24 protein-coding genes and 1 other annotated feature are annotated in these 24,133 nt (G+C 42.4%); all 24 genes read left to right on the top strand.

Annotated features, from left to right (window positions below):
* The first annotated feature begins 132 nt into the window (after window positions 1-132).
* The gene (locus MHH26_RS05145) at window positions 133-3,639 is read left to right on the top strand and encodes a S8 family serine peptidase (protein WP_340972647.1); all 3,507 of its coding nucleotides are present in this window, start codon (window positions 133-135) and stop codon (window positions 3,637-3,639) included.
* A 247-nt stretch (window positions 3,640-3,886) separates the two neighbouring features.
* Window positions 3,887-4,816, top strand: a complete 930-nt coding sequence (gene spoIIGA, locus MHH26_RS05150) for a sigma-E processing peptidase SpoIIGA (RefSeq protein WP_034662538.1) — start codon at window positions 3,887-3,889, stop codon at window positions 4,814-4,816.
* A gap of 59 nt (window positions 4,817-4,875) precedes the next feature.
* A complete protein-coding gene (gene sigE, locus MHH26_RS05155; RefSeq protein WP_007499746.1) occupies window positions 4,876-5,595 on the top strand; it encodes an RNA polymerase sporulation sigma factor SigE in 720 nt (239 codons plus the stop codon).
* Window positions 5,596-5,737: 142 nt separating this feature from the next.
* Window positions 5,738-6,517 carry an RNA polymerase sporulation sigma factor SigG gene (gene sigG / locus MHH26_RS05160; RefSeq protein ID WP_003211879.1) on the top strand — a complete coding sequence of 260 codons (780 nt, stop codon included), beginning with the start codon at window positions 5,738-5,740 and terminating at the stop codon, window positions 6,515-6,517.
* A 151-nt stretch (window positions 6,518-6,668) separates the two neighbouring features.
* Window positions 6,669-7,607 (top strand): sugar-binding transcriptional regulator, encoded by a 939-nt coding sequence (locus MHH26_RS05165; RefSeq protein ID WP_106072247.1) that lies wholly within the window; start codon window positions 6,669-6,671, stop codon window positions 7,605-7,607.
* Window positions 7,608-8,058: 451 nt separating this feature from the next.
* The gene (locus tag MHH26_RS05170; protein WP_340972650.1) at window positions 8,059-9,303 is read left to right on the top strand and encodes an NAD(P)H-dependent oxidoreductase; all 1,245 of its coding nucleotides are present in this window, start codon (window positions 8,059-8,061) and stop codon (window positions 9,301-9,303) included.
* Between the two features lie 12 nt (window positions 9,304-9,315).
* Window positions 9,316-9,747 carry a transcriptional regulator GutM gene (locus tag MHH26_RS05175; protein WP_034662530.1) on the top strand — a complete coding sequence of 144 codons (432 nt, stop codon included), beginning with the start codon at window positions 9,316-9,318 and terminating at the stop codon, window positions 9,745-9,747.
* 18 nt (window positions 9,748-9,765) lie between these two features.
* Complete coding sequence (gene srlA, locus MHH26_RS05180; protein WP_003210918.1) at window positions 9,766-10,296, top strand: PTS glucitol/sorbitol transporter subunit IIC; 531 nt, start codon at window positions 9,766-9,768, stop codon at window positions 10,294-10,296.
* Between the two features lie 13 nt (window positions 10,297-10,309).
* A complete protein-coding gene (gene srlE / locus MHH26_RS05185) occupies window positions 10,310-11,320 on the top strand; it encodes a PTS glucitol/sorbitol transporter subunit IIB (protein ID WP_307499579.1) in 1,011 nt (336 codons plus the stop codon).
* Window positions 11,321-11,346: 26 nt separating this feature from the next.
* On the top strand, window positions 11,347-11,703 hold the full coding sequence (locus MHH26_RS05190; protein WP_007499733.1) for a PTS glucitol/sorbitol transporter subunit IIA: 357 nt from the start codon (window positions 11,347-11,349) through the stop codon (window positions 11,701-11,703).
* Between the two features lie 127 nt (window positions 11,704-11,830).
* Window positions 11,831-12,610, top strand: coding sequence for an ABC transporter ATP-binding protein (locus MHH26_RS05195; protein WP_106036777.1), 780 nt, complete (start codon window positions 11,831-11,833; stop codon window positions 12,608-12,610).
* 79 nt (window positions 12,611-12,689) lie between these two features.
* Window positions 12,690-12,926, top strand: coding sequence for a YlmC/YmxH family sporulation protein (locus tag MHH26_RS05200; RefSeq protein WP_008344958.1), 237 nt, complete (start codon window positions 12,690-12,692; stop codon window positions 12,924-12,926).
* A 237-nt stretch (window positions 12,927-13,163) separates the two neighbouring features.
* The gene (pgeF, locus tag MHH26_RS05205; protein ID WP_340972655.1) at window positions 13,164-14,003 is read left to right on the top strand and encodes a peptidoglycan editing factor PgeF; all 840 of its coding nucleotides are present in this window, start codon (window positions 13,164-13,166) and stop codon (window positions 14,001-14,003) included.
* 6 nt (window positions 14,004-14,009) lie between these two features.
* Window positions 14,010-14,699: a YggS family pyridoxal phosphate-dependent enzyme gene (locus MHH26_RS05210; protein WP_307500659.1), complete on the top strand. Its 690-nt coding sequence runs from the start codon at window positions 14,010-14,012 to the stop codon at window positions 14,697-14,699.
* Window position 14,700: 1 nt separating this feature from the next.
* Window positions 14,701-15,159: a cell division protein SepF gene (locus MHH26_RS05215; RefSeq protein WP_034662521.1), complete on the top strand. Its 459-nt coding sequence runs from the start codon at window positions 14,701-14,703 to the stop codon at window positions 15,157-15,159.
* Window positions 15,160-15,165: 6 nt separating this feature from the next.
* A complete protein-coding gene (locus MHH26_RS05220; RefSeq protein ID WP_060596198.1) occupies window positions 15,166-15,447 on the top strand; it encodes a YggT family protein in 282 nt (93 codons plus the stop codon).
* A gap of 53 nt (window positions 15,448-15,500) precedes the next feature.
* Entirely contained in the window at window positions 15,501-16,277 is a 777-nt protein-coding gene (locus tag MHH26_RS05225; protein ID WP_340972657.1) for a YlmH family RNA-binding protein, read from the top strand.
* Window positions 16,278-16,303: 26 nt separating this feature from the next.
* On the top strand, window positions 16,304-16,798 hold the full coding sequence (locus MHH26_RS05230; RefSeq protein WP_003211323.1) for a DivIVA domain-containing protein: 495 nt from the start codon (window positions 16,304-16,306) through the stop codon (window positions 16,796-16,798).
* A gap of 59 nt (window positions 16,799-16,857) precedes the next feature.
* Window positions 16,858-17,095: a binding site (T-box leader), on the top strand.
* A gap of 59 nt (window positions 17,096-17,154) precedes the next feature.
* On the top strand, window positions 17,155-19,920 hold the full coding sequence (ileS, locus tag MHH26_RS05235) for an isoleucine--tRNA ligase (RefSeq protein WP_340972659.1): 2,766 nt from the start codon (window positions 17,155-17,157) through the stop codon (window positions 19,918-19,920).
* Window positions 19,921-20,080: 160 nt separating this feature from the next.
* The gene (locus MHH26_RS05240) at window positions 20,081-20,455 is read left to right on the top strand and encodes a TraR/DksA family transcriptional regulator (RefSeq protein ID WP_034662509.1); all 375 of its coding nucleotides are present in this window, start codon (window positions 20,081-20,083) and stop codon (window positions 20,453-20,455) included.
* A 94-nt stretch (window positions 20,456-20,549) separates the two neighbouring features.
* Entirely contained in the window at window positions 20,550-21,017 is a 468-nt protein-coding gene (gene lspA, locus MHH26_RS05245; protein ID WP_012009890.1) for a signal peptidase II, read from the top strand.
* On the top strand, window positions 21,014-21,928 hold the full coding sequence (locus MHH26_RS05250) for an RluA family pseudouridine synthase (RefSeq protein WP_340972662.1): 915 nt from the start codon (window positions 21,014-21,016) through the stop codon (window positions 21,926-21,928). The genes lspA and MHH26_RS05250 overlap by 4 nt, the downstream gene beginning before the upstream one ends.
* 170 nt (window positions 21,929-22,098) lie before the next feature.
* The gene (gene pyrR, locus MHH26_RS05255; protein ID WP_024424234.1) at window positions 22,099-22,641 is read left to right on the top strand and encodes a bifunctional pyr operon transcriptional regulator/uracil phosphoribosyltransferase PyrR; all 543 of its coding nucleotides are present in this window, start codon (window positions 22,099-22,101) and stop codon (window positions 22,639-22,641) included.
* Window positions 22,642-22,796: 155 nt separating this feature from the next.
* The gene (locus MHH26_RS05260; RefSeq protein ID WP_340972663.1) at window positions 22,797-24,125 is read left to right on the top strand and encodes a solute carrier family 23 protein; all 1,329 of its coding nucleotides are present in this window, start codon (window positions 22,797-22,799) and stop codon (window positions 24,123-24,125) included.
* Window positions 24,126-24,133: the final 8 nt, after the last annotated feature.

Consider the following 24,133-nt stretch of genomic DNA (forward strand, 5'->3'; position numbering starts at 1 on the left):
TTACAAAAAACGACAAGATGATGAACTTTATTTGACTACATTAAAAAGAACACCATGAATCTTGTCATGAACAAAAGAAGGAAAGGAGTGAGACATATACTCTGTTTGGCCATTTGAGGAGGAGGGATTTGATTGAAATTGAAGTTTCGCAAGACCGCCGGCTATCGTTTGATGAGTCTTATGGTGATTGGTACTTTAACGATGACAAGCTTTGGGATGGTTCAAGCAAAATCGACTTCTACCTCATATCAGGAGGAAGCTGTTTCCTCTAAGACAACAAAAGCAAAGATCTCATCAAGATTAATGAAGCAGTTTCAGCAGGATGACAAGGTGACCTTTTTAATCAAAATGAAGGAGCAAACAAATACGCAAAAAGTGGCGAAGGAAGCTGTGTCCAGAGCCAAAAAACAGAAATTAACAGCGGCTAAAACGCAGTACACAAAAAGATCAGCTGTCGTATCAGAATTAAGAGCAACGTCTGAGGAGACGCAGCAAGCGCTGCTTACGTATTTACAAAAGGAACAAAAGAAAAAGCAAGTGAAGGAGATTCATTCGTACTATATTGTGAATGGTCTAGCGGTGACGGGAACGAAAGAAGTCATGGAAAAGGTGGCTTCCTTCCCAGAAGTAGATCAAGTGCTGCCGAATGAAACCCGTCAAATTCATCGCCCCGTTGATTTGAAGACGTCTAAGCAGAAAAAACAAATGAAAGCAGTAGATGGAGTCGAGTGGAACATTTCTCAGGTTCATGCTCCAGAAGCGTGGGCTTTAGGCTATGACGGTACTGGTACTGTTGTGGCAAGTATTGATACAGGAGTGGAATGGGATCATCCTGCTTTAAAGGAAAAATACCGCGGATTTGATCCAGCACACCCGAATGATCCATCTCATGAATTCAATTGGTACGATGCTACAACAGGATCTGAAGCGCCATACGACGATTTAGAGCATGGTACACATGTGACGGGAACGATGGTTGGCTCTGAGCCAGATGGAAAGAATCAAATCGGAGTCGCACCAGGCGCAAAATGGGTTGCGGTGAAAGCTTTCTCAGAAGATGGTGGTACAGATGCTGATCTGCTTGACGCAGGAGAGTGGATTTTAGCACCAAAAGATGAGGACGGAAACCCACATCCAGAAAAGGCACCAGATGTCGTCAATAATTCTTGGGGCGGTGGGCCTGGTCTTGATGATTGGTATAAAGATGTGGTCAATGCTTGGAGAGCGGCGGACATCTTCCCAGAGTTTTCAGCTGGCAATACCGATTTATTTAACCCTGGTGGTGAGGGATCAATTGCAAATCCTGCGAACTATCAGGAGGCCTTTGCAACGGGTGCAACGGATCAAGACAACAAATTGGGGTCTTTCTCGCTGCAAGGTCCGTCTCCATATGGCGTCATGAAACCAGATATTGCGGCCCCAGGGGTAAACATTCGTTCATCTATTCCTGGGAAAGGGTATGAGGACGGCTGGAATGGGACGTCGATGGCTGGTCCGCATGTTTCAGCTGTTGTGGCTCTTCTTCGCCAAGTACAGTCAGATCTTTCTGTTGAAGAGATTGAACAAATTCTCATTGATACAGCAAAGCCGTTGACTGATCAGCAATTCCCGGAATCCCCTAACAATGGCTATGGGGCAGGTTTAGTTGATGCAAAAGAGGCAATTACGGCATTAACAGATGGAATTGGCACGATTGAAGGACAGGTGACAAACGAAGATGTTAATTTAGGTGATATGAAAATAACAGATCAAGCCCTGACTCAAAAAGAAAAGGCTGTACATCCACATAAGAAGCCTGCAAAAACAAAAGAATTGAAAAAGGAAAAAAATCTTGATGCTCCGTCCATCAAAGCTCTTCCTATGAAAGCGGAAATCAGTGTTCTTGAAAGCGGAAAATCAACTTACACAGATGAAGCGACAGGGAGATATCAGCTTACTCACAGTGCAGGGGAATTCACGGTGAAAGCGGAAGCTTACGGGTTTGAATCACGCAAACAAACAGTCAATATTTCTTCAAATGAAACGGCTGAGGCAAATTTCGCCTTACAGCCACTAAAGAAACGAACGATATCCGGTACAATTGTCAATGAAGCAACGGGTGAAAAAGTAAAGGATGCCACGGTTTATCTTGTAGAGGATGCGAAAATTAAGCCGGTGAAAACAGATGAAGATGGCGAATTTTCTCTAGAGGCATTGAGCGGTGTCTATACCGTCAAAGTATTTGTGAAAGGGTTTAAAGGATATTCTTTTACAGCAGATGTGACAGAAAAGCCGGTTGAAAAAGCCATTCAGCTAGAGCCATTCATCGGTTTTGCTGGTGAAATTGGCTACGATGACGGAACAGCTGAAAATGCGCGAGCCTTCTATGATCCTGGCAATGGCTGGGCTGTGAAGTTTTCGTTAGAAAAGGGGAAGAAACAAGCGCAACTCACAGGAGGGCTTTTCCGTTTCTGGTCATCAGAGTGGCCAGCTCCTGGCGGGAATGAATTTGCGGTTGAAGTGTATGATGCTTCTGGGAAGAATGGAGCTCCAGGGGAGAAAATTGCAGGACCTCTAAAAGCGAATGCGCTGCGTAATGGTGAATGGACAAAAGTAGATTTAGAAGATCAAGCCATTACGGTGGATGGAGATTTCTATCTTGTCTATATTCAAACGAAAAAGAATACGGAGTCTCCAGGACTTGCAACGGACGAAGATGGTCCAAATGCTGAAAGAAGCTGGCAGCTGACAAGCGGTGCTTTTTCTCCTTCTCCAAAAGAAGAAGGGAATTATATGATTCGGGCGCTTGTTGACTATGAAGCAGATGTGCCAGAGATTATATCTCCGAAGGCCGGAACCATTTCGAACAAAGGTGAACTGGAGATTGAAGGTAAAGCCTCCCCTGGGCTTGATGTAGCGATTTATCAAAACGATGAAGAGATTACCAAAGTGAAAGCAGGTCAGTCAGGCGCTTTCAAAGAAAAGGTCACAGTTTCAAGTGGAGAGCATGTATTCACGGCTGCGACTGTTACGGATAAAGGCGCAACGAAACGATCAAAACCAGTAAAGGTCATCATTGATCAAACAGCTCCAGCACTCACCATAGATACACCTAAAAAAGGGGGGAAGTCTAATAAAGAATCACTCACTGTAGAAGGAAAGGTCACAGATGATCATCTTGATCAAGTCACTGTAAATGGAAAAAAGGCAACCGTAAAAGATGGAAAATATTCCGCAAGAATACTGCTTGAGAACGGGAAAAATACAATAAAAGTAACAGCGAAAGATGCAGCAGGAAACAAAACGACTAAAAAAGTCGATATCGATGTCCAATACGAGGCACCTGAAATTTCTAAGCTGACTCCAGCAGAGAATGTCCATCTATCATCAGGAGAGTCTGTTAAAATTTCATTTAACAGCAGGGAAAAGCTAGACGCAACGTTTGTTATTCACATGCCGCTGACAAACGCGAGATCAAAGCTTCAAAATACAACAGAGCTGCCGCTTCGCGAAGTATCTAGCGGAACATATGAAGGCTACTGGACAGCTACTTCTACCGCCAAAGCAAAAGGTGCGGTCATTGAAGTAATTGTGCGAGATGATTATGGAAATGTCACAAGACAAAAGGCTTCAGGCACATTAAACATCAATGAAAAGTAACTTAAACAAAAGACACGATTTCCAGGAGCGTGTCTTTTTTTTCGAGCAATTGTTTGAAAGCTTGTCCAGAAGAACACTCTCTTGCTTGGCGCTCTCATTCCTCGACAAAAACAATAACAATCCACCAAAAGTTCTCTATCATCCCCAACAAGAATTGACAGACTTCCATCTCTTGACTGTTTTATACTGGTACAAACAAGTGCAAGTACTGCTTTTGATTCTTTGTTTCAGATGAAAGGAGCAGAAGGTGGTCATTTATTTAGATGTGATCTGGCTGTTAAACTTTTGTTTTGATCTATTGCTTCTCTTACTCACTGCATTTATTCTCAAACGACAAGTAAAAAAAAGGCGATATATGTTAGGAGCTCTCATTGGATCGAGCATTGTTCTCTTGCTCTTTACACCATTTGCAATGGTTGTGTCACACCCTTTAGGCAAACTATTTTTTTCTGTCTTCATCGTTCTTGCAACCTTTGGTTTTCAAAGATTTCGTTCCTTTTTTCAAAATCTGTTTGCTTTTTACTTTGTAACATTTTTGATGGGAGGAGGCATGATCGGGGTTCATTCGTTTTTGCAAACCAACACAGTGATCCAAGATGGCCTGCTCATTTCACAAAATGATGGCTTTGGTGATCCCATTAGCTGGCTTTTTGTTTTAACCGGCTTTCCTGCAATATGGCTGTTTTCAAAGAAAAGATTAGGAGAGGTTGGTGCGAAAAAAAGACAGTATGATGAACAAGTGCTTGTAGAGATACACATTCACGGGGAGACCATCCGCTTAAATGGACTCGTCGATTCTGGCAATCAGCTGTATGATCCTATGACAAAAACACCTGTCATGATCGTCCAGGCCGATCAGCTAACGGCCATTTGCGGAGAGCCATTTATAGAGCTCATGAAACAGTCTCATCCTGTTGAAGTGATGCAAAAGATCGATGATCAATTTCCCCTTCTTGATCGATTAAGACTTGTTCCATATCGAGCAGTCGGTCATGATCACGGTTTTCTACTATGCCTAAAACCAGATACTGTTGTCATTTATTCAAAGACGCATATGATTCAGCCGGCCAAGTGTTTTGTAGGGTTGAGTCTGAGCGGTTTATCAGCAGATCAGGAATTTCAATCCATCATTCATCCAGATATGTTAGACGGGAAAATCATCCAGGGGGTGTCGTAGTTTTTTGGTGATGTCTTTTATCTTACGAGGTCAACTTGACATTTAGAAGGGAGAAGAAGATGAAAAAATTAAAATTTAAACTCACTTACTACTGGTATAAACTCCTCATGAAGCTAGGTCTAAAGAGTGATGAAATTTATTATATTGGAGGAAGTGAAGCGCTGCCGCCTCCATTATCAAAGGATGAAGAGCAGGAACTGCTTGTCAAATTACCAAAAGGTGATCAAACCGCAAGGGCGATTCTGATCGAAAGAAATTTGCGTTTAGTCGTTTACATCGCAAGGAAATTTGAAAACACAGGTATTAATATCGAGGATTTAATTAGTATCGGAACCATTGGCCTGATCAAAGCAGTCAATACATTTAACCCTGAAAAAAAGATCAAGCTGGCAACATATGCTTCGAGATGTATTGAAAATGAGATTCTGATGTACTTGAGGCGAAATAATAAAATCCGTTCAGAAGTCTCGTTTGATGAACCGCTCAACATTGATTGGGACGGAAATGAACTGCTTTTATCAGACGTACTTGGAACAGATGATGATATTATCACGCGGGATATTGAAGCAAATGTAGATAAAAAACTGCTGAAAAAAGCGCTGGAGCAATTAAATGACCGCGAAAAGCAGATCATGGAACTGAGATTTGGCTTGGTCGGCGGTGAGGAAAAAACCCAAAAAGATGTCGCTGACATGCTTGGGATTTCCCAGTCGTATATTTCGAGGCTTGAAAAAAGAATCATTAAACGATTACAAAAAGAATTTAATAAAATGGTCTAAAAAAATTTTTTGAAAGCTCGATCCCTGTACTGCCAAAGGGATAACCATTTTTTCACATGATTCTCGTCATCGCTCGTGCATATTTTTCCATCCCAAGGAGATACTGAACTTTGTACAACAGCTCCTGTAGGGAGGGAAAAAAGTGTCCAGAAATAAAGTGGAAATCTGCGGAGTCGACACCTCCAAACTGCCTGTTCTGAAAAACGACGAGATGAGAAAATTGTTCAGACAGCTGCAAGATGAGGGTGACGATACAGCAAGAGAAAAGCTAGTCAATGGCAATTTACGGTTGGTTTTAAGTGTGATTCAGCGTTTTAACAACAGAGGCGAGTATGTCGATGATCTCTTCCAAGTAGGCTGTATCGGATTAATGAAATCAATTGATAATTTTGATTTAAGCCACAATGTCAGATTTTCAACTTATGCGGTTCCTATGATCATAGGAGAAATCCGTCGATACTTGCGTGATAACAACCCGATTCGGGTGTCTCGTTCACTAAGAGATATTGCCTATAAGGCACTTCAGGTCCGTGAGAGGCTGATTAGTGAGACAAGCAAGGAGCCAACAGCAGAAGACATTGCCAAAGTGCTCGAAGTGCCTCATGAGGAAATTGTCTTTGCCCTAGATGCGATTCAAGATCCTGTATCTTTGTTTGAACCGATCTATAATGACGGAGGAGATCCGATTTATGTGATGGATCAAATTAGTGATGAACGGAACAAAGACACACAATGGGTGGAAGAATTGGCCTTAAAAGAGGGCATGCGCAGATTGAACGACAGGGAAAAAATGATTCTTCGCAAACGCTTCTTCCAGGGCAAAACGCAAATGGAAGTCGCTGAAGAGATCGGGATTTCTCAAGCACAAGTCTCAAGGCTTGAAAAAGCAGCCATCAAACAAATGAATAAAAACATCTTTTAAAGCCGCCGCTTCATGTGCGGCTTTTTTCATTCTTGTGAGAGAACATGTCCCTAGTATTGACTCGGTTATTTTTTTCATTTAATCTGTTTTTAACAAATGTTATTTTAGATATCATTTGTTAGGGAACACTTAAGCGGAAAGAAGGGTTATTATGACATTCCATGATGAAAGAAGGCTGCTCATTAAGGTTGCGCATATGTATTATGAAGAAGGCGCCACTCAATCTAACATTGCAGAAGCTGTCGGGGTTAGCCGTTCGCTCATATCGAAATATTTGGCAAAAGCACGTGAAGCAGGAATCGTGGAAATCATTATTCATGATGAAGTCAATCAACAGTATGGATCGTTAGAAAGAAAGATAGAGCGTAAATATGGGCTGCGAGAAGTCGTCTGTGTGGAAACACTCAGCAAAGACACAACCAAAAGCCGAATCGGTGCCGCGGCAGCAAGCTTTTTATTAAAAGTGATGAAAGATGGTCAAGTCATCGGCTTTTCCTCAGGGACAACGCTGCATGAAATGGCGAAAGCGCTTACGTCTGTTCAGTACTATCCATCCGTGACATTTGTTCCGCTTGTCGGAGGTGTGGGAAATGAAGACGTCGATATCCATGCCAACTATATTATTGCGAGATGCACAGAGGCACTCAAATCTAAATGTGAGTTTTTACATGTACCCGTCATGCTTGATACGAAAGAAGCGAAGGAAGTACTGATTAGACAGCCGTCGATCAAAAAAGTGATTGAACTAGGAGAATCATCAAATATTGCGGTTGTCGGAATTGGCGGTGTTCCGCAGCATTCAACGATGGTGAAATCTTATATGACAAGCGGCGAAGAGGACATCCTTCAAGCGAAGGGTGTAGCAGGTGACATTTGCTATAACTTTATTGATCATCAAGGGGAAGTATATCCCCACCCATGGAACGACCGGGTGATGGGCATAAGCCCGCAAAAACTGAAAGAAATTCCGCTGGTCATAGGTGTCGCCGGAGGCGAAGAAAAAATTGAAGCGATCCGGGCGGCATTAGCAGGTGGATTAATTCATGTATTAATTACCGATGAACGAACTGGAGATGCCTTATTAAAGTAACTACCTAATATCATTAGGTAGTTTCAGCGTGTAGACAAACCCTCGCATTCGTTGTCAGTCCTGCGTGCCGGTGCTCATGAATGTCAAATTCGCTCCGCTCCGGTACTCGTCCTTCCTAGACTGCAAAGGTTTTCTATCACGCTGAAAAGAAGACAAAAGGCTAAAATGAAGATCATTTTAGCCCTTTGTCAACAATCTGTAACTACCTAATATCATTAGGTAGTTTTTTTTTTTTTGAGTCTAAAGACTCAAAAAGATTGAAAATTTTATCGATTTTAGCTTGACACAAAGTTGACACATCATATAAACTAAGTTCATAACAAATGATAAATAAAATAACAAATGTTACAAGAAAAAGATTTTTGTTAATTTTTATAACATTTGTTAAAAGTTTCAGATTATATTTCTAGCAATCTATTGAGAAGCAAGAAAACCTGAAAGGATGATTTAGATGTCAATCTATCAACAGTTGTTAGCTCGAGAACGCAGTGGAGATCCGATCAAAGTAGGGATTATTGGAGCAGGCCAAATGGGCTTTGGACTCATTTCACAAATTTCTAATATTCCAGGCATGATTGTCGCTGGTGTTTGTGATATTCACCTTAGTGCAGCAGAGAAGGCAGCAAATTTCTACAAGCAGCATGCGAAGCCGCATCAAATGGTTGTCACAAATGATTACAGAGAAGTGATTCAATCAGATTTCGTGGAAGTTGTAGTAGATGCAACAGGTGTCCCAGAGGTCGGAGCAAACATTTCTTTGGAAGCGCTTAATTCGAAAAAACATCTCGTTCTTTTAAATGTAGAAGTGGATATTACTATCGGTTTGGTCATGCATAAGTTATTCACAAATGCAGGGCTTGTTTACTCAGGATCAGCTGGAGATGAACCAGCAGCAACACTAGAATTATATGAATTTGCGAAAACAATGGGTCTTGAGGTGCTCGTTGCTGGGAAAGGAAAGAACAACCCATTCTTCCCAGAAGCAAATCCAGATACGTGTAAAGCCGAAGCAGATAGTAAACATATGAGTGCACATATGCTGGCTGCATTCCAGGACGGCACAAAAACAATGGCCGAAATGAACTTATTAAGTAATGCGACAGGGCTTCTGCCTGATAAAGTCGGTATGCACGGAGTCGAAGCGAATTTAGAGAATGTAGCAGATAAATTGAATCAAAAACAGCAAGGCGGCGTGCTGAATAACTTCGGAGTCGTTGAATATGTAAATGGACTTGCACCAGGCGTATTTGTCATCGTCAAGAGTGATCTTGAGCCAGTGGATGAAGAACTGCGCTACTTAAAAGTTGGAAAAGGTCCGCACTATACACTTTACCGTCCTTTCCACTTAGCGAGTCTTGAAACACCTGTCACCATCGCAAAAGCGGTCTTACAGCATGATTCATCCATCCACCCAATTGGTGTACCAGTGTCAGAAACAGTAGCTGTTGCGAAAAGAGAGATTAAAGCAGGGGAATCACTTGACGGAATTGGCGGGTACTCCGTAAGAGGTGTACTTGAAACACATCAAGACATGAAAACGAACGGCCACATTCCAATTGGCTTAATCAGCGGAAAAGTCGTAGCGAAAAAAGACATCAAATTAGGACAATTCCTGACTCATGATGATGTAGAACTTGATTCAAACACAACGGTCTGGAAGCTGCGTTCATTACAAGATCATTTATTTCAATCATAAGGGCGTGAAGCTATGGAAAAATTAGCAATCGTACTTTGTATCATTCTCATTGTGCAGTATGGGTTATCTTTTATTCAAATCAAGTACTACCGCAAGAGCATGGATTCACTTATTGATGACTACAAAGGGAAGCAAGGCTATCACTTGTTTTCGGGAATGGAACGGCGCAAAGTTGGCCCTGGAGCCATTGCGCTCATCATTGTGGATGAATCTTATATCATTCAAAAATGCCATGTGCTTGGCGGTGTGTCGATCTTATCTAAATTTAAAGAAGTTCCTTCATATGAAGGAAAGCATGTTGGTGCAGTGCTAGACGAGCACCATATGATGAAGCAGACATTGAAAAAACGCAAAAAGGGGCCAGCTGTCATGCACGCACTTTCCATGGCGGCTGAACAAGCACTTGTCTCGATTTCGAAAAAAAATATAACAAATGTGAACTAAAGAAAGGGGAGATGAAACATGGAATGGATTCAATGGTTTGGAGAGCACTTTATCGGAATGTTTGAAGCCGGCGGAAAGCAGTTCATGGGTCTTGTTACAGGCATCGTTCCAACGCTTGTTGTGTTACTTACTTTCACTTATGCTGTCATGAAGTTTATTGGAGAAGAGCGAGTGAATAGAGCGATCCAGTTTGCAGCGAAATATACGATTTTGCGCTACACGTTAATGCCGATCTTATCTGTTCTTATTTTGACAAACCCAATGGCTTATACGTTTGGCCGCTTCTTACCTGAAAAACAAAAACCAGCATTCTATGATTCAGCTGTTTCATTTGTTCATCCGGTGACATCACTGTTCCCGTATGCCAACGCAGGAGAACTGTTTGTCTACTTAGGGATTGCAAACGGGATTAAAGAAGCAGGATATTCAATGTCAGAACTTGCTGTTCGTTACTTCTTAGTCGGGATCGTCGTCATTTTACTTCGCGGTATTATTACTGAATGGATTACAAAATACTTAGCAGGAAAAATGAAAGCGAATTCACAATAGGGGAGGGTTAGACATGACAAACCACAAAGTATTTGTTGCAAAAGGTGCTGGCGGATGGGGAAAAGGCTTAGAGCTTGAACCGACTGGTAAAAGAAGAAAGGTTGTTTCCATTACAGGGGGAGGTATTCACCCAGTTGCTCGTAAAATTGCAGAAATGACAGGGACAGAAGCATGTGACGGCTTTAAAAACTCGATACCAGAAGATGAAATGATGTGTGTTGTCATTGACTGCGGTGGAACCGCGCGAATCGGACTTTATCCAATGAAGCGCATTCCAACTGTAGACGTTTTGGCTTCCTCTCCTTCTGGACCGCTTGCAAAACATATTACAGAGGATATCTTCGTATCAGGCGTAACAGAAAAGGATATTTCCTTTGCGGAAGCATCTGATGGTGAGGCGAAAGTAGAAGGTCAAGAAAACAGTGAGCCGATTGACAAGGAGAATTTCAAAGAAACCTATTCAAAACTGAAAGAGGAAAATCTCGAGCGTCAGGAAAAAGGTAATTTCCTGATGAGGTTCTCAAGAGGAATCGGAAAAGTCACCGGTACGTTCTACCAGGCCGGCCGTGATTCCGTTGATATGCTTTTGAAAAACATTATTCCATTCATGGCATTTGTCAGTATGTTAATTGGAATTATCAATTATACAAAAATTGGTGACTTGATTGCTCATTTTCTATCGCCACTGGCAGGATCTATATGGGGGCTCTTACTGCTCGTCGTGGTCTGTACATTGCCGTTCCTATCGCCTGTCTTAGGACCTGGAGCAGTCATTGCACAAGTTATCGGTGTTCTGATTGGTAGTCAAATTGCACTAGGGAATATCCCGCCTCAATTTGCACTCCCTGCACTATTTGCCATCAACGGTCAAGTAGGGTGTGATTTCATTCCAGTTGGGCTGTCACTTGGTGAAGCGAAGCCGGAAACGGTACAATATGGGGTACCAGCTGTTTTGTATAGCCGTCTCATTACAGGGGTTCTATCTGTTGTGATCGCATACGTTGCCAGCTTCGGTATGTATTAAACGTATTAAAGGAGGAATCGAGATACATGGTAACACAATCTGTCGTAAAAGAAATTGGGATCTTAGTCCCGCAATTTAAAGAAGATAAGCTGATTGTTTTATTTGGACCCGCAGCGCCGCAAGAATTAAGAGATATGTCCGTCATTCATGAGTTCGAACATTTAGAAGAAGAGCCGTTGAAACTGGGCGGTACCATTCAAGTGGGCGATCAAACGTACACGATCACAGCCCTCGGCAATAAAGCAAATGACAACTTTAAAGAACTCGGCCATATTTCGATCTACTTCCAAGAGCCGTTTGATGATGTATTACCGGGAGCTGTCTTTGCATCCCCGCACACGTTTCCTGATATAAAAGAAGGCGTACGAATTGAAATTTCGTAACGATAAAGAAAAGCTGTTCCGTAAAAGGAGCAGCTTTTTTTATGTGAGGTTTACCAGAAAGAGCAATTGCGATATGCTGTAAACATTCATTATTTGTTTATTCAGAATTTTTACTCAGGGGGAAATGATGGTGTCACTTGAATTGAAGGATGTTTCTTTAAAACGAAATGGGAAATGGCTGCTGCAATCTGTTGACTGGCAGGTGAACAAAGAGGAGCACTGGGTGCTTTACGGTTTAAATGGTGCGGGAAAAACCGCTTTATTAAATATGCTCTGCTCATATTACTTCCCCACGTCAGGTGAGATGACCGTGCTGGGACATGTCTTTGGCAAGGAGGCGCTTGGCGAAAAGCTCAGGAAGAAAATTGGCCTCATTTCTGCGGGACTTGAAAAGAAACTGCACAGAGACGACAATGCATTTGAAATTGTTCTCAGCGGGGCATTTGCATCTATCGGGCTTTATGAAACCCCGACAGATGAGATAAGAGAGAAAGCCATTGATCTATTAAAAGCATTTGGTTCATTCAAATATGCGAACCGGACATATGAAACACTCTCACAAGGAGAAAAGCAAAAAGTCCTGATTGCGAGGGCTTTAATGAATGATCCCAAGCTTCTGATTTTAGATGAGCCTGTGACGGGTCTTGATTTTTTAGCAAGAGAACAGGTGCTGGAGACCATCTCATTCATTGCTTCAAAGCCTGATGCGCCTACTTTACTTTATACGACCCATCATGCAGAAGAGATTTTGCCTGTTTTTCAGCACACCTTGTTATTAAAAGATGGGACTGTTTTTGATCAAGGAGAAACAAAAGAGATGATGACAAGCGATTTGCTTTCTTCCTTCTTTGAATGTCCGGTAGATGTGATGTGGAGAAATGGCCGTCCTCACTTAAGTAAATTGTAGATGAAAGAAACTATTGGTCTGTATCCCTGCTTTTCCATCATACATATTATAGTAGAAAACGAAAGGCGGGGAAGGACGGATGATCAGTATTTCTGAATTCCAAATCAAGGATGTCGTCGATGTGTCGAGCGGAAAAAAACTAGGCACCATTGGGGACATTGATATTAATGTCACGAGCGGTAAAATACAAGCGATCATTATCGGCGGTACAGGTAAAATGATGGGATTTTTCGGAAAAGAAGAGGAAATGATTGTGCCGTGGCGAAATATAGTAAAAATTGGCGAAGATGTGATTCTTGTCCGATTGTCTTCTTAAAATTCGTATAACTCCTCAATGAATCATTCAATGATCCTTAAAATAAGCTCTCCATTCTTAGCAAACAATGTCTTTTTCGGGTAAAAAGATTACGTTTTCATATCAATTTGAAAAAAAACCTGTAGAAAGGGCACATTTGAGTGTAATATTTAATGAATCCCACTAACTGTCTACGCATGTCTTGTGGTAAAATAGGAGCGAAATAAAGAGAGATGAATGAAAGGTGGGAGGGCAGCTTTGACACACAAATATGACCCCTTTCAGCAGAAATCACCTTATGCAATGACCATTCATGATTGGACGAACATGACATGTTCTGGTAAAGAGGTATTGGCCGGATTTACGACAAAAAATGGCGGCTTCAGCCTTTCTCCATATCAATCATTGAACACTGGACTCCATGTAGGAGATGATGCTTCTAGTGTCCAAATGAATCGTCAAGTCATAGCAGATGCTACTGCTGTGCCGCTCTCTGATTGGGTGTTTGCAGACCAAACACACGATGACCGCATCAAGAAAGTCACCAAGGAGCAAAGAGGAAGAGGAAGTCTTCATTATCATGAGGCACTGCCTGGAACAGACGGCTTATATACGTCTGAACCGAACATGATGCTCGCTCTTTGTTTCGCCGATTGCGTTCCGCTTTATTTTCTAGCTCCGCAAAATGGACTCATCGGAACAGCCCATGCCGGATGGAAAGGAACCGTCAAGCAAATTGGTGCAAAGATGGTAGATCTATGGGTCAACCAAGAAGGTGCCAAGATCGATCAAATACAAGTCGTCATTGGACCATCCATTGGCAGCTGCTGCTACATAGTCGATGACGTGGTCATGGATCAAGTGAAACAGCTTCCCTTTTCAACAGAGGATGTGTATTCCGAGATTTCACAAGGACAATATAAATTAGACTTAAAAACATTAAACAAAAACGTATTGCTTCATGCAGGGATGAAAGAAGAAAACATACATGTCAGTTCGATGTGCACAAGCTGCTGTGATCAGCTTTTCTTCTCGCACCGGCGTGATCAAGGGAAAACAGGACGTATGATGTCTTTTGTCGGGTTTAAGGAGGCATAAGTGCAATTGAATGTACGAGAGAATCTCAGACAAATAAATGAACAAATAAACGAAGCATGTAAAAGAGCCGGTCGGAACCCAGACGATGTATCAGTCGTCGCTGTCACAAAGTATGTCTCGATTGAGCGAGCACAAGAAGCCAAGGAAGCAGGAATTTTGCACTTTGGAGAAAATCGTGACCAAGGGTTACTTGAAAAACAAGCGGCCATAACCGATGAAAGCATTAGCTGGCACTTCATCGGCAGTTTACAAACACGAAAAGTAAAATCTGTCATTCAAACAATTGACTACTTACATTCGCTCGACAGGATGTCTCTTGCGAATGAAATTGAAAAAAGAGCGGATCACACGGTTCGCTGTTTTGTACAGGTAAACACATCGCTGGAGGAGTCAAAACACGGCTTACAAAGTGAAGACGTGATTCCATTTGTGAAGCAGCTCGCTGATTTCAAAAAGATTGAAATTGCTGGACTGATGACGATGGCTCCATTTACAGATGATCACACTGTGATACGAAACTGCTTTCAAACATTAAAAAATCTTCAAGAAGAAGTAAAACATCTTAACCAAGTAAATGCACCTTGTCAGCATTTATCGATGGGCATGTCAAATGATTTTGAAATCGCAATTGAAGAAGGTGCGACATTCGTTCGGATTGGCTCTTCACTTGTTGGAAATGAAACAGGAGGTGCGTGACATGAGCATAAAAAATAAGTTTAAAAGCTTTTTCACTCTCGACGATGAAGAGTATGAGTACGAATATATTGATGAAGAAAGAGAACCAGTCCAAGAAGAAAAAGGAACGAAGGACAAAGCGGCATTTCAAGAGCGTCCGCAGACTGGAAAACAAAATGTTGTCAGCTTGCAAAGCTTGCAAAAATCCTCTAAAGTGGTGTTAAGTGAGCCGCGTGTTTATGCAGAAGCGCAAGAGATTGCAGACCATATTAAAAACAGACGTGCAGTCGTCGTGAATTTGCAGCGCATTCAGCACGATCAAGCAAAGCGAATCATTGACTTCTTAAGCGGAACTGTTTATGCAATCGGTGGAGACATCCAGCGCATTGGCTCGAATATATTCCTCTGCACACCTGATAATGTGGATGTATCTGGCACAATATCAGAACTTTTGACAGAGGAAGAACCTCAGAGGTGGTAAATCATAGTGATTCTAAATTTCATTTTTAATATTTTAGGAACGGTATTAACGATTTACTCATTCGCGATTATTATTTACATCTTTATGTCATGGGTGCCATCTGCAAGAGAAACATCGATTGGCCGTTTTCTGACAAATATTTGCGAACCGTATTTAGAACCATTTCGTAAAATTATTCCGCCAATTGGCATGATTGACATCTCGCCAATTGTGGCATTGCTTGTGATTCGTTTTGCATCATCATATGGACTAACTGGTCTTTACAATATGATTGTACGCTTCATGTAGACAGGCTGCCGGGCTTGGCACTGCTAGGCTCTTTTACATAAGAGGGGAACAAAATGAGCGATATTTATCAACATTTTAGAAAAGACGAACAGCCATTTGTCGACCAAGTGTTAGGCTGGAAAAAAATCGCACTCGACCAGTATCGAATGAAATTAACAGACTTTCTTGATCCGCGTGAGCAGTTTATTACCGAGTCCGTCATCCAGCATGCTGATGAGCTTGGGATCATTTTTTTTGGCGGGTATGAAGGAGCGGAGCGCAAAAGAGCTCTCATTTATCCTGAATATTTAGAACCGGCTACTCAGGATGCTGAGCTGTCTTATTTTCAGGTGAATTATGCGAAAAAGTTTATTTCCTTAGAACACCCGAAGCTTCTCGGCTCACTGATTGGGACAGGCTTGAAGCGTCAAAAATTCGGAGATCTGTTATTTTCAGAGGAAGATGTGCAGTTTATTTGTACAAGTGATGTCGCTGATTTTGTGCGGGCGCAGCTGACGCATGTTGGCAGAGCCTCCGTTTCATTAGAGGAAATCACGCAGACAGATTTAAAACCGGTTATGAGCAAGACTGACATCAAAGAAGATACTATTTCTTCACTGCGGCTTGATGCGGTATGTGCTGCAATCAGCCGTCAGTCTCGGCAAAAGGCACAGCTTTTGGTCAAAAATGGGCTTGTCAAAGTTAACTGGAAAGTCACTGAGGACCCTTCCTTTACAATCGGCGAAGGCGATCAGCTCTCTGTACGGGGATTTGGCCGATTTAGCTTGAAAACGATTGATGGGAAGACCAAAAAAGATAAATTTAAAGTAACATTTGAGCTTCTGACATAACGAACTTGAATCTGGAGGTGGCGAGGTTGCCATTAACACCTAATGATATTCATAATAAAACGTTCACAAAAAGCTTTCGCGGCTATGATGAAGATGAAGTAAACGAGTTTTTAAGCCAAGTACGTAAAGATTACGAAATCGTGCTTCGCAAAAAGAACGAACTTGAAGAAAAAGTAAACGAGCTTGACGAAAGACTAGGTCATTTTGCGACAATTGAAGAGACATTAAACAAATCAATTCTTGTGGCGCAGGAAGCAGCAGAAGACGTCAAACGTCATTCTGATAAAGAAGCGAAATTGATTATTCGTGAAGCGGAGAAAAATGCAGATCGTATTATCAACGAAGCGCTATCAAAATCAAGAAAGATTGCGATGGAAATCGAAGAGCTGAAGAAACAGTCGAAGGTCTTTAGAACTCGCTTCCAAATGCTCATCGAAGCTCAGCTTGATCTTCTAAAAAATGACGATTGGGATCATTTACTGGAATATGAAGTTGACGCTGTCTTTGACGAAAAAGAATAAGCGCATCATCTTGACATGGCGTGCACATGTTGCATATAATACCATCATAAATTAACAAGAGATAAACGTTTGAAAGGGACACTCGCAGTTGTCATATGCGTAATAAAGCGAATCAGGGATGGTGGAAGCCTGACATTACGAGACGCTGCAATGAGATCACCCCTTTAGTTCCTTTTCTGAAATGAATGAGTAAGAAAAGGCGTCTGATCACGTTACGATTTTAGAGTGGATAAGCGGCTGTTTCATATCGCTTGTCTAAAAGGGTGGTACCGCGAGACAAGCCTTCTCGTCCCTTATGGGATGAGAGGGCTTTTTTTATTGTTTTTTAATCAGAATTTGCATATGGAGGAATGGGTATGAACTACAAAGACACCTTATTAATGCCGAAAACAGAATTCCCAATGAGAGGGAACTTGCCGAACAAAGAGCCTGAAATCCAAGAGGAGTGGGCAGAAAAAGACATCTATCAAATGGTTTTAGAGCGTACAAAAGGACGCCCAACCTTTATTTTGCATGATGGACCTCCATATGCGAATGGTGACATTCATATGGGGCACGCACTCAATAAAATCCTAAAAGATTTTATTGTCCGTTTTAAATCAATGAATGGGTTCCACGCACCGTACGTACCGGGCTGGGATACACACGGCTTGCCAATTGAAACAGCACTCACTAAAAATAAAAAAGTCAAACGTAAAGAAATGTCGACAGCTGAATTCCGTAAATTATGTGAAGAGTATGCTTGGAAGCAAATCGAGGGTCAGCGCAATCAATTTAAGCGATTAGGCGTAAGAGCAGACTGGGATAATCCATATGTCACGTTAAAGCCTGAGTACGAAGCGCAGCAAATTCTTGTCTTTGGAGAAATGGCGAAGAGAGGCTATATTTACAAAGGACTAAAGCCTGTTAACTGGTCTCCTTCAAGTGAGTCAGCACTTGCTGAAGCGGAAATTGAATATAAAGACAAACGTTCACCATCCATTTACGTTTCATTTAAAGTGAAAGATGGCAAAGGCGTACTTGAAAACGGCGAACAATTCATCATCTGGACAACAACCCCTTGGACACTTCCTGCAAACCTTGGGATTTGTGTTCATCCAAACCTAGAGTACAGCGTTCTTCAAGTGGGTGCTGAGCGATATGTTGTCGCATCTGAGCTAGTTGAACAAGTGGCAAAAACACTTGGCTTTGAAGAGTATGAAGTCGTGAAAACATTAAAAGGAAAAGAATTAGATACCATCGTTGCAGAGCATCCGATCTACGGCAGAGATTCTCTTGTCATGCTTGGCGACCACGTGACAACGGATGCAGGAACAGGCTGTGTTCACACAGCTCCAGGTCACGGGGAAGATGACTTTATTGTCAGTATGAAATACGGTCTTGATGTGCTATGTCCAGTAGACGAAAAAGGTGTGATGACAGAAGAAGCGCCTGGTTTTGAAGGATTATTCTACGAGGATGCCAATAAAGCGATCACAGAACAGCTTGAAGCAAAAGGCGCACTGAAAAAGCTCGACTTTATCACGCACTCTTACCCGCATGACTGGAGAACGAAAAAACCAACCATTTATCGTGCGACAGCTCAGTGGTTTGCATCGATTAAGGATTTCAGAGAAGCGCTATTAGACAATATTAAAGAAACGAAATGGGTTCCAGCATGGGGCGAAACACGCCTATTCAACATGGTGCGAGACAGAGGCGACTGGTGCATTTCAAGACAGCGTGTATGGGGCGTTCCAATTCCGGTCTTTTATGCGGAAAATGGCGAGCCGATCATCACAGATGAAACGATTCAGCATGTCTCTCAATTATTTAGAGAACATGGCTCTAATATTTGGTTTGAAAAAGAAGCGAAAGAACTATTGCCAGAAGGCTTTACACATCCAGGAAGCCCGAACGGTGAATTCACAAAAGAGCAGGACATCATGGATGTATGGTTTGATTCAGGTTCTTCTCACCAGGCCGTTTTAGAAGAAAGAGATGACCTTGTCCGTCCGGCAGACCTTTACCTTGAAGGCTCTGACCAATATCGCGGCTGGTTTAACTCTTCCTTATCAACAGCAGTTGCTGTCACTGGAAAAGCACCGTATAAAGGTGTTCTAAGTCACGGCTTTACGCTTGATAAAGAAGGACGCAAGATGAGTAAATCATTAGGCAATACGATTGACCCAACAAAGGTAGCGAAGCAGCTTGGGGCGGAGATTCTTAGACTTTGGGTATCTTCTGTCAACTATCAAGCCGATCACCCAGTGTCTGATGATATCTTGAAACAAGTAGCAGAGGTCTATCGTAAAATCCGTAACACGTTCCGATTCCTGCATGGAAACCTATTTGACTTTAACCCAGCAGTCAATGCGGTGCCGGTAGAAGAGCTTCGCGAAGTGGATCAATATATCTTGATCAAATTAAACAAATTGATTGATAAAGTGAAAAAGGCCTATGATGATTACGAATTTGCAATCGTATATCATGCGATTCACAATTTCTGTACGATTGAGCTAAGCTCTTTCTATCTCGATTTTGCAAAGGATGTCGTGTACATTGAGCATGCAGATCATCCAGACCGCCGCAGCATGCAAACGGTCTTCTACGAAACATTAATGGCATTAGTGAAGCTGACTGCACCAATTCTTCCGCATACAGCAGATGAATTATGGAGCCACTTAAGCTTTGTTGAAGAGCCAAGTGTTCAGTTAACAGATATGCCAGAAGGTGTGACTGTTCCTCAAGCGGAAGCGACAGAAGTGAAGTTTGACCGCTTTATGGAAGTGCGTGACGATGTTCTAAAAGCGCTCGAAATTGCGCGTAATGAGAAAGTCATCGGACGTTCACTTGAAGCAAATGTGACTCTTTATGCGACAGAAGAAGTGAAAAATCTTCTTGCATCCATTAAAGAAGATGTGAAGCAGCTCTTTATCATCTCTGAATTAACGGTAGAAGATGAGCAAAATGCTGACGTATCAGCACCTGGATACACATCAGGACGGATTCTGGTTCAAAAAGCAGAAGGAGAACTGTGCGAACGTTCCCGCATTATTTCAAAAGATGTTGGTGCAAATCCGAAATACCCAACATTGTCACTAAAAAATGCTGAAATCGTGGAAAAATATTACCAGAATTAACAGGGTGATATGACCAACTAGCGCCCCGCCATATGCGGGGCGTTTTCTTTTTTGCGAAAATGACAGCGTTTAGAACGAAAGGAAAAATCTTATGGCTTTAAAGTGAGCAGCCGGGGCAACAATATGATTATCACGACAGGGCAGGAGTTGAAATAGCGACATGAATGGCGATCTAGAGACGATTTACACGGAACTCCTTCAAATGAAAGAAGAGCTGCAATCTAAACTGTTTGAATACGCATCATTTCGTTCACCCGCTGAGCATGTCTCAATGAACGAGGTCCAAACGACCACGCTTCTTTATCACATCAAAGAAGAGCTGCAAGATGTGTCTCTCGCTATTGCAAAAATTGAGCAGGGAACCTATGGTATATGTGAGGCGACAGGTGATGCCATTCCGCTTGAACAAATGAGTATTCTTCCTACCGCCCGCACGGCTGACGACTTTCTATATCATAAGCAATACGAGAAAAAAGCATTCACTCCTTATCCTCATGAATCAGATGATTCTCATTTTGAAGCCTTCCACATGTAGGGAGGTTTTTGTCTGTCAACTAAAGTTTCTTTACTCCTTCCTGTTTTCTTGATAAAATGCTTAAAGACCAAAGTATGAAGATGGAGGAACGTGTGTGTTCTATTACATAATCGCATTCGTGATGATTTGTTTAGATCAATTAACAAAATGGCTCATTGTCAAAAATATGATGCTCGGAGATTCTTATCCAGTGATTGATGGCTTCTTTTATATCACGTCTCACCGAAATTCAGGAGCCGCATGGGGAATTCTCCAAGGACAAATGTGGTTTTTCTATGTGATCACACTCGTTGTTATTGCGGGAATTGTTTATTATTTGCAAAAGCATGGGCAAAAGGACAAGCTGCTTGGAGTAGCACTGGCCTTAATGCTTGGCGGAGCAATTGGAAACTTTATCGACCGCGTTTTCCGTCAGGAAGTGGTAGATTTTGCTCATTTCGTCTTTGGGAATTATCACTACCCAATCTTTAATATTGCAGATTCTTCTCTATGTGTAGGGGTTATTCTGCTCTTCATTCAAATGCTGTTAGATGGAAAGAAAACTAAGGAGTCAACTACATGAATCAAGTAAATATTGCCGTTTCAGAAGAACAAACGAGTGAACGGCTTGATAAATTTCTAAGCACGACAGAACCAGAATGGTCAAGAACCCAAGTCCAGCAGTGGGTAAAGGATGGGCTGATCGAAGTAAACGGGAAACAAGTGAAAGCCAATTACAAAGTACAAGCTGGAGATCAGATTAAAGTCGAGATTCCAGACCCAAAAGTACTAGATGTAGAAGCAGAACCAATGGATCTTGATATTTATTATGAGGATGCAGATGTGCTAGTGGTGAATAAACCACGAGGAATGGTTGTTCATCCAGCGCCAGGTCACGTCTCTGGAACACTTGTAAATGGCCTGATGGCACATTGCACGGACTTATCAGGCATTAATGGTGTGATGCGTCCTGGAATTGTCCACCGAATTGATAAAGACACGTCTGGACTGTTAATGGTCGCGAAAAACGATATGGCGCATGAATCACTCGTCAATCAGCTCGTGGCTAAGACCGTCACAAGAAAATATACAGCCGTTGTCCATGGCATTATCCAGCATGATACAGGCACAATTGATGCCCCAATTGGCAGAGACAAAAAAGACCGCCAAAGCATGACGGTTACAAAAGAAAGTGCAAAACAAGCAGTCACTCACTTTGATGTGATTGAACGCTTTCAGGACTTCACGGTTGTGGAGTGCCGTCTTGAAACAGGAAGAACACACCAAATTCGTGTTCATATGAAATATATCGGCTATCCGCTTGCAGGAGATCCGAAATATGGACCGAGAAAGACAGTCGATTTTAATGGACAGCTGCTTCATGCAGGTGTTCTAGGATTTGATCATCCTAGAACAGGAGAATATATCGAGTTCACAGCACCGATTCCTGCTGATATGCAAGCTTTTATCGATTCATTAAGAAATAACGATTGACAGGCAGTTCTTTTTTTGAAATAATAAACGAAGAAATGAAGATTCTTTAAAACAGTCCAGAGAGGCTGAGAAGGATAACGGATCAATTTGTGCACGTGTATGCACAAATGAACGCCCCTCTCTGCCCTTTGCAGAAGGGGCTTTTTATTTGTCAAAAAGAGGTGTAAAAGATGGAACAAAAAGCAGTCATTCTTGATGAACAAGCGATCAGACGAGCGCTTACCCGAATTGCACATGAAATGATTGAGCGCAATAAAGGGATGAAAGATGTCATCCTTGCGGGGATCAAGACAAGAGGCATTCATCTTGCAAAGCGCCTTGCAGAGCGCATCGAGCAAATTGAAGGAAATCCAGTCACAGTGGGTGAACTTGATATTACGCTATACCGTGATGACCTGACAAAAAAGACAGACAACCAAGACCCGCTTGTAAAGGGTGCAGACATCCCAGCTGACATTAATGACAAAACACTGATCGTCGTTGACGATGTCCTGTTTACAGGCAGAACCGTCAGAGCGGCCATGGATGCCCTTGTGGATGTAGGAAGACCATCTTCCATTCAGCTTGCTGTTCTCGTCGACCGGGGACACCGAGAGCTTCCGATTCGAGCGGATTATATCGGGAAGAACATTCCGACATCAAAAGCAGAGACCGTCATGGTTCAACTGAATGAAGTAGATCAAAACGACCTTGTCGCTATATATGAAAAATAACCTTTTTAAATGCATTCCAGAGAGTTTGCAAAGAGGGCAATAACAGAGACACCGAGCACACGGCTTAAGTGACGTGTACGGTTTTTCTAGGCCTCTTTGCGCATACTCGCAAAGAGGCTTTTTTAATGAAAAAGGACACATCTAGGAGGAAAATCATGAGTCAGCAAAAAGCCAATTTAGGCATTCGAGATATCCCAAAACCGTTCACATGGCTGTCACTTAGCCTTCAGCATTTGTTTGCCATGTTTGGTGCGACCATTCTTGTACCAAAAATCATTGATATGAGTCCGGCCGTCGCGCTCATCTCAAGTGGTGTTGGAACCATTGTTTACTTAATCATTACAAGAGGACAAATTCCGGCATATCTTGGATCGTCCTTTGCCTTTATCGCCCCCATACTGAATGTCAAAGCAACAGGCGGCCCTGGAGCCGCAATGGTTGGTGCCTTCATGGCGGGTGTCGCTTATGCACTCATTGCACTATTTATTAAATGGCTCGGCACAGGCTGGCTGATGAAACTTCTGCCGCCGGTCGTCGTAGGGCCAGTCATTATGGTCATCGGACTCGGACTCGCTGGAACAGCTGTCAACATGGCGATGTATGTTGATCCGAATGCAACCGAGCTTGTTTACAGCCTTAAGCACCTAATGGTCGCCGGCTTTACTCTGGCTGTCACGATTATCAGCATGATCTTCCTAAGAGGATTCCTAAGCTTGATCCCAGTATTAATCGGAATTATTAGCGGCTATCTCTTTGCTTTAACACAAGGCATTGTGAACTTCCAGCCGGTCATTGACGCGAATTGGTTTGCTGTACCAGACTTCGTCGTACCATTTGCCGACTACACACCTGCTGTGACTTTAAGCATTCTCACAGTGATGGTGCCGGTTGCCTTTGTGACAATGTCTGAGCACATCGGCCACCAAGTGGTGTTAAGTAAAGTTGTAGGGCAAGATTTTATTAAAAAACCTGGTCTTCACCGCTCCATTTTAGGAGACAGTGCAGCGACGATCTTCGCTTCACTCATTGGCGGACCGCCAACAACAACGTATGGAGAGAACATTGGGGTCCTTGCCATCACAAGAGTGTTCAGTATCTTCGTCATCGGCGGAGCAGCAGTCTTTGCGATCTGCTTCGGCTTTGTCGGAAAAATTTCAGCATTAATCAGTACAGTGCCGTCCGCGGTCATGGGAGGCGTTTCGTTCCTGCTCTTTGGGATCATTGCCTCAAGCGGTCTGAGAATCCTGATTGATCATAAAGTAAATTTTGAAGAAAAGCGTAATCTCATTATCGCATCAGTCATCTTAGTCATTGGAATTGGCGGGGCATTCATTGAGGTGAAACAAATCAACCTCACACTATCTGGAATGGCACTTGCTGCCATCACGGGTGTCCTGTTAAACCTGATCCTGCCGCAGCAAAAAGCGGAGGATGACGAGTCAAATGAATCGAATACAGAAAACCTTTTAAAAGAAGTCCAGTGAGGCTGACA

It is taken from the genome of Bacillus sp. FSL K6-2839 (assembly GCF_038003365.1).
In the GTDB taxonomy this organism is placed as follows: Bacteria; Bacillota; Bacilli; order Bacillales; family Bacillaceae; genus Bacillus.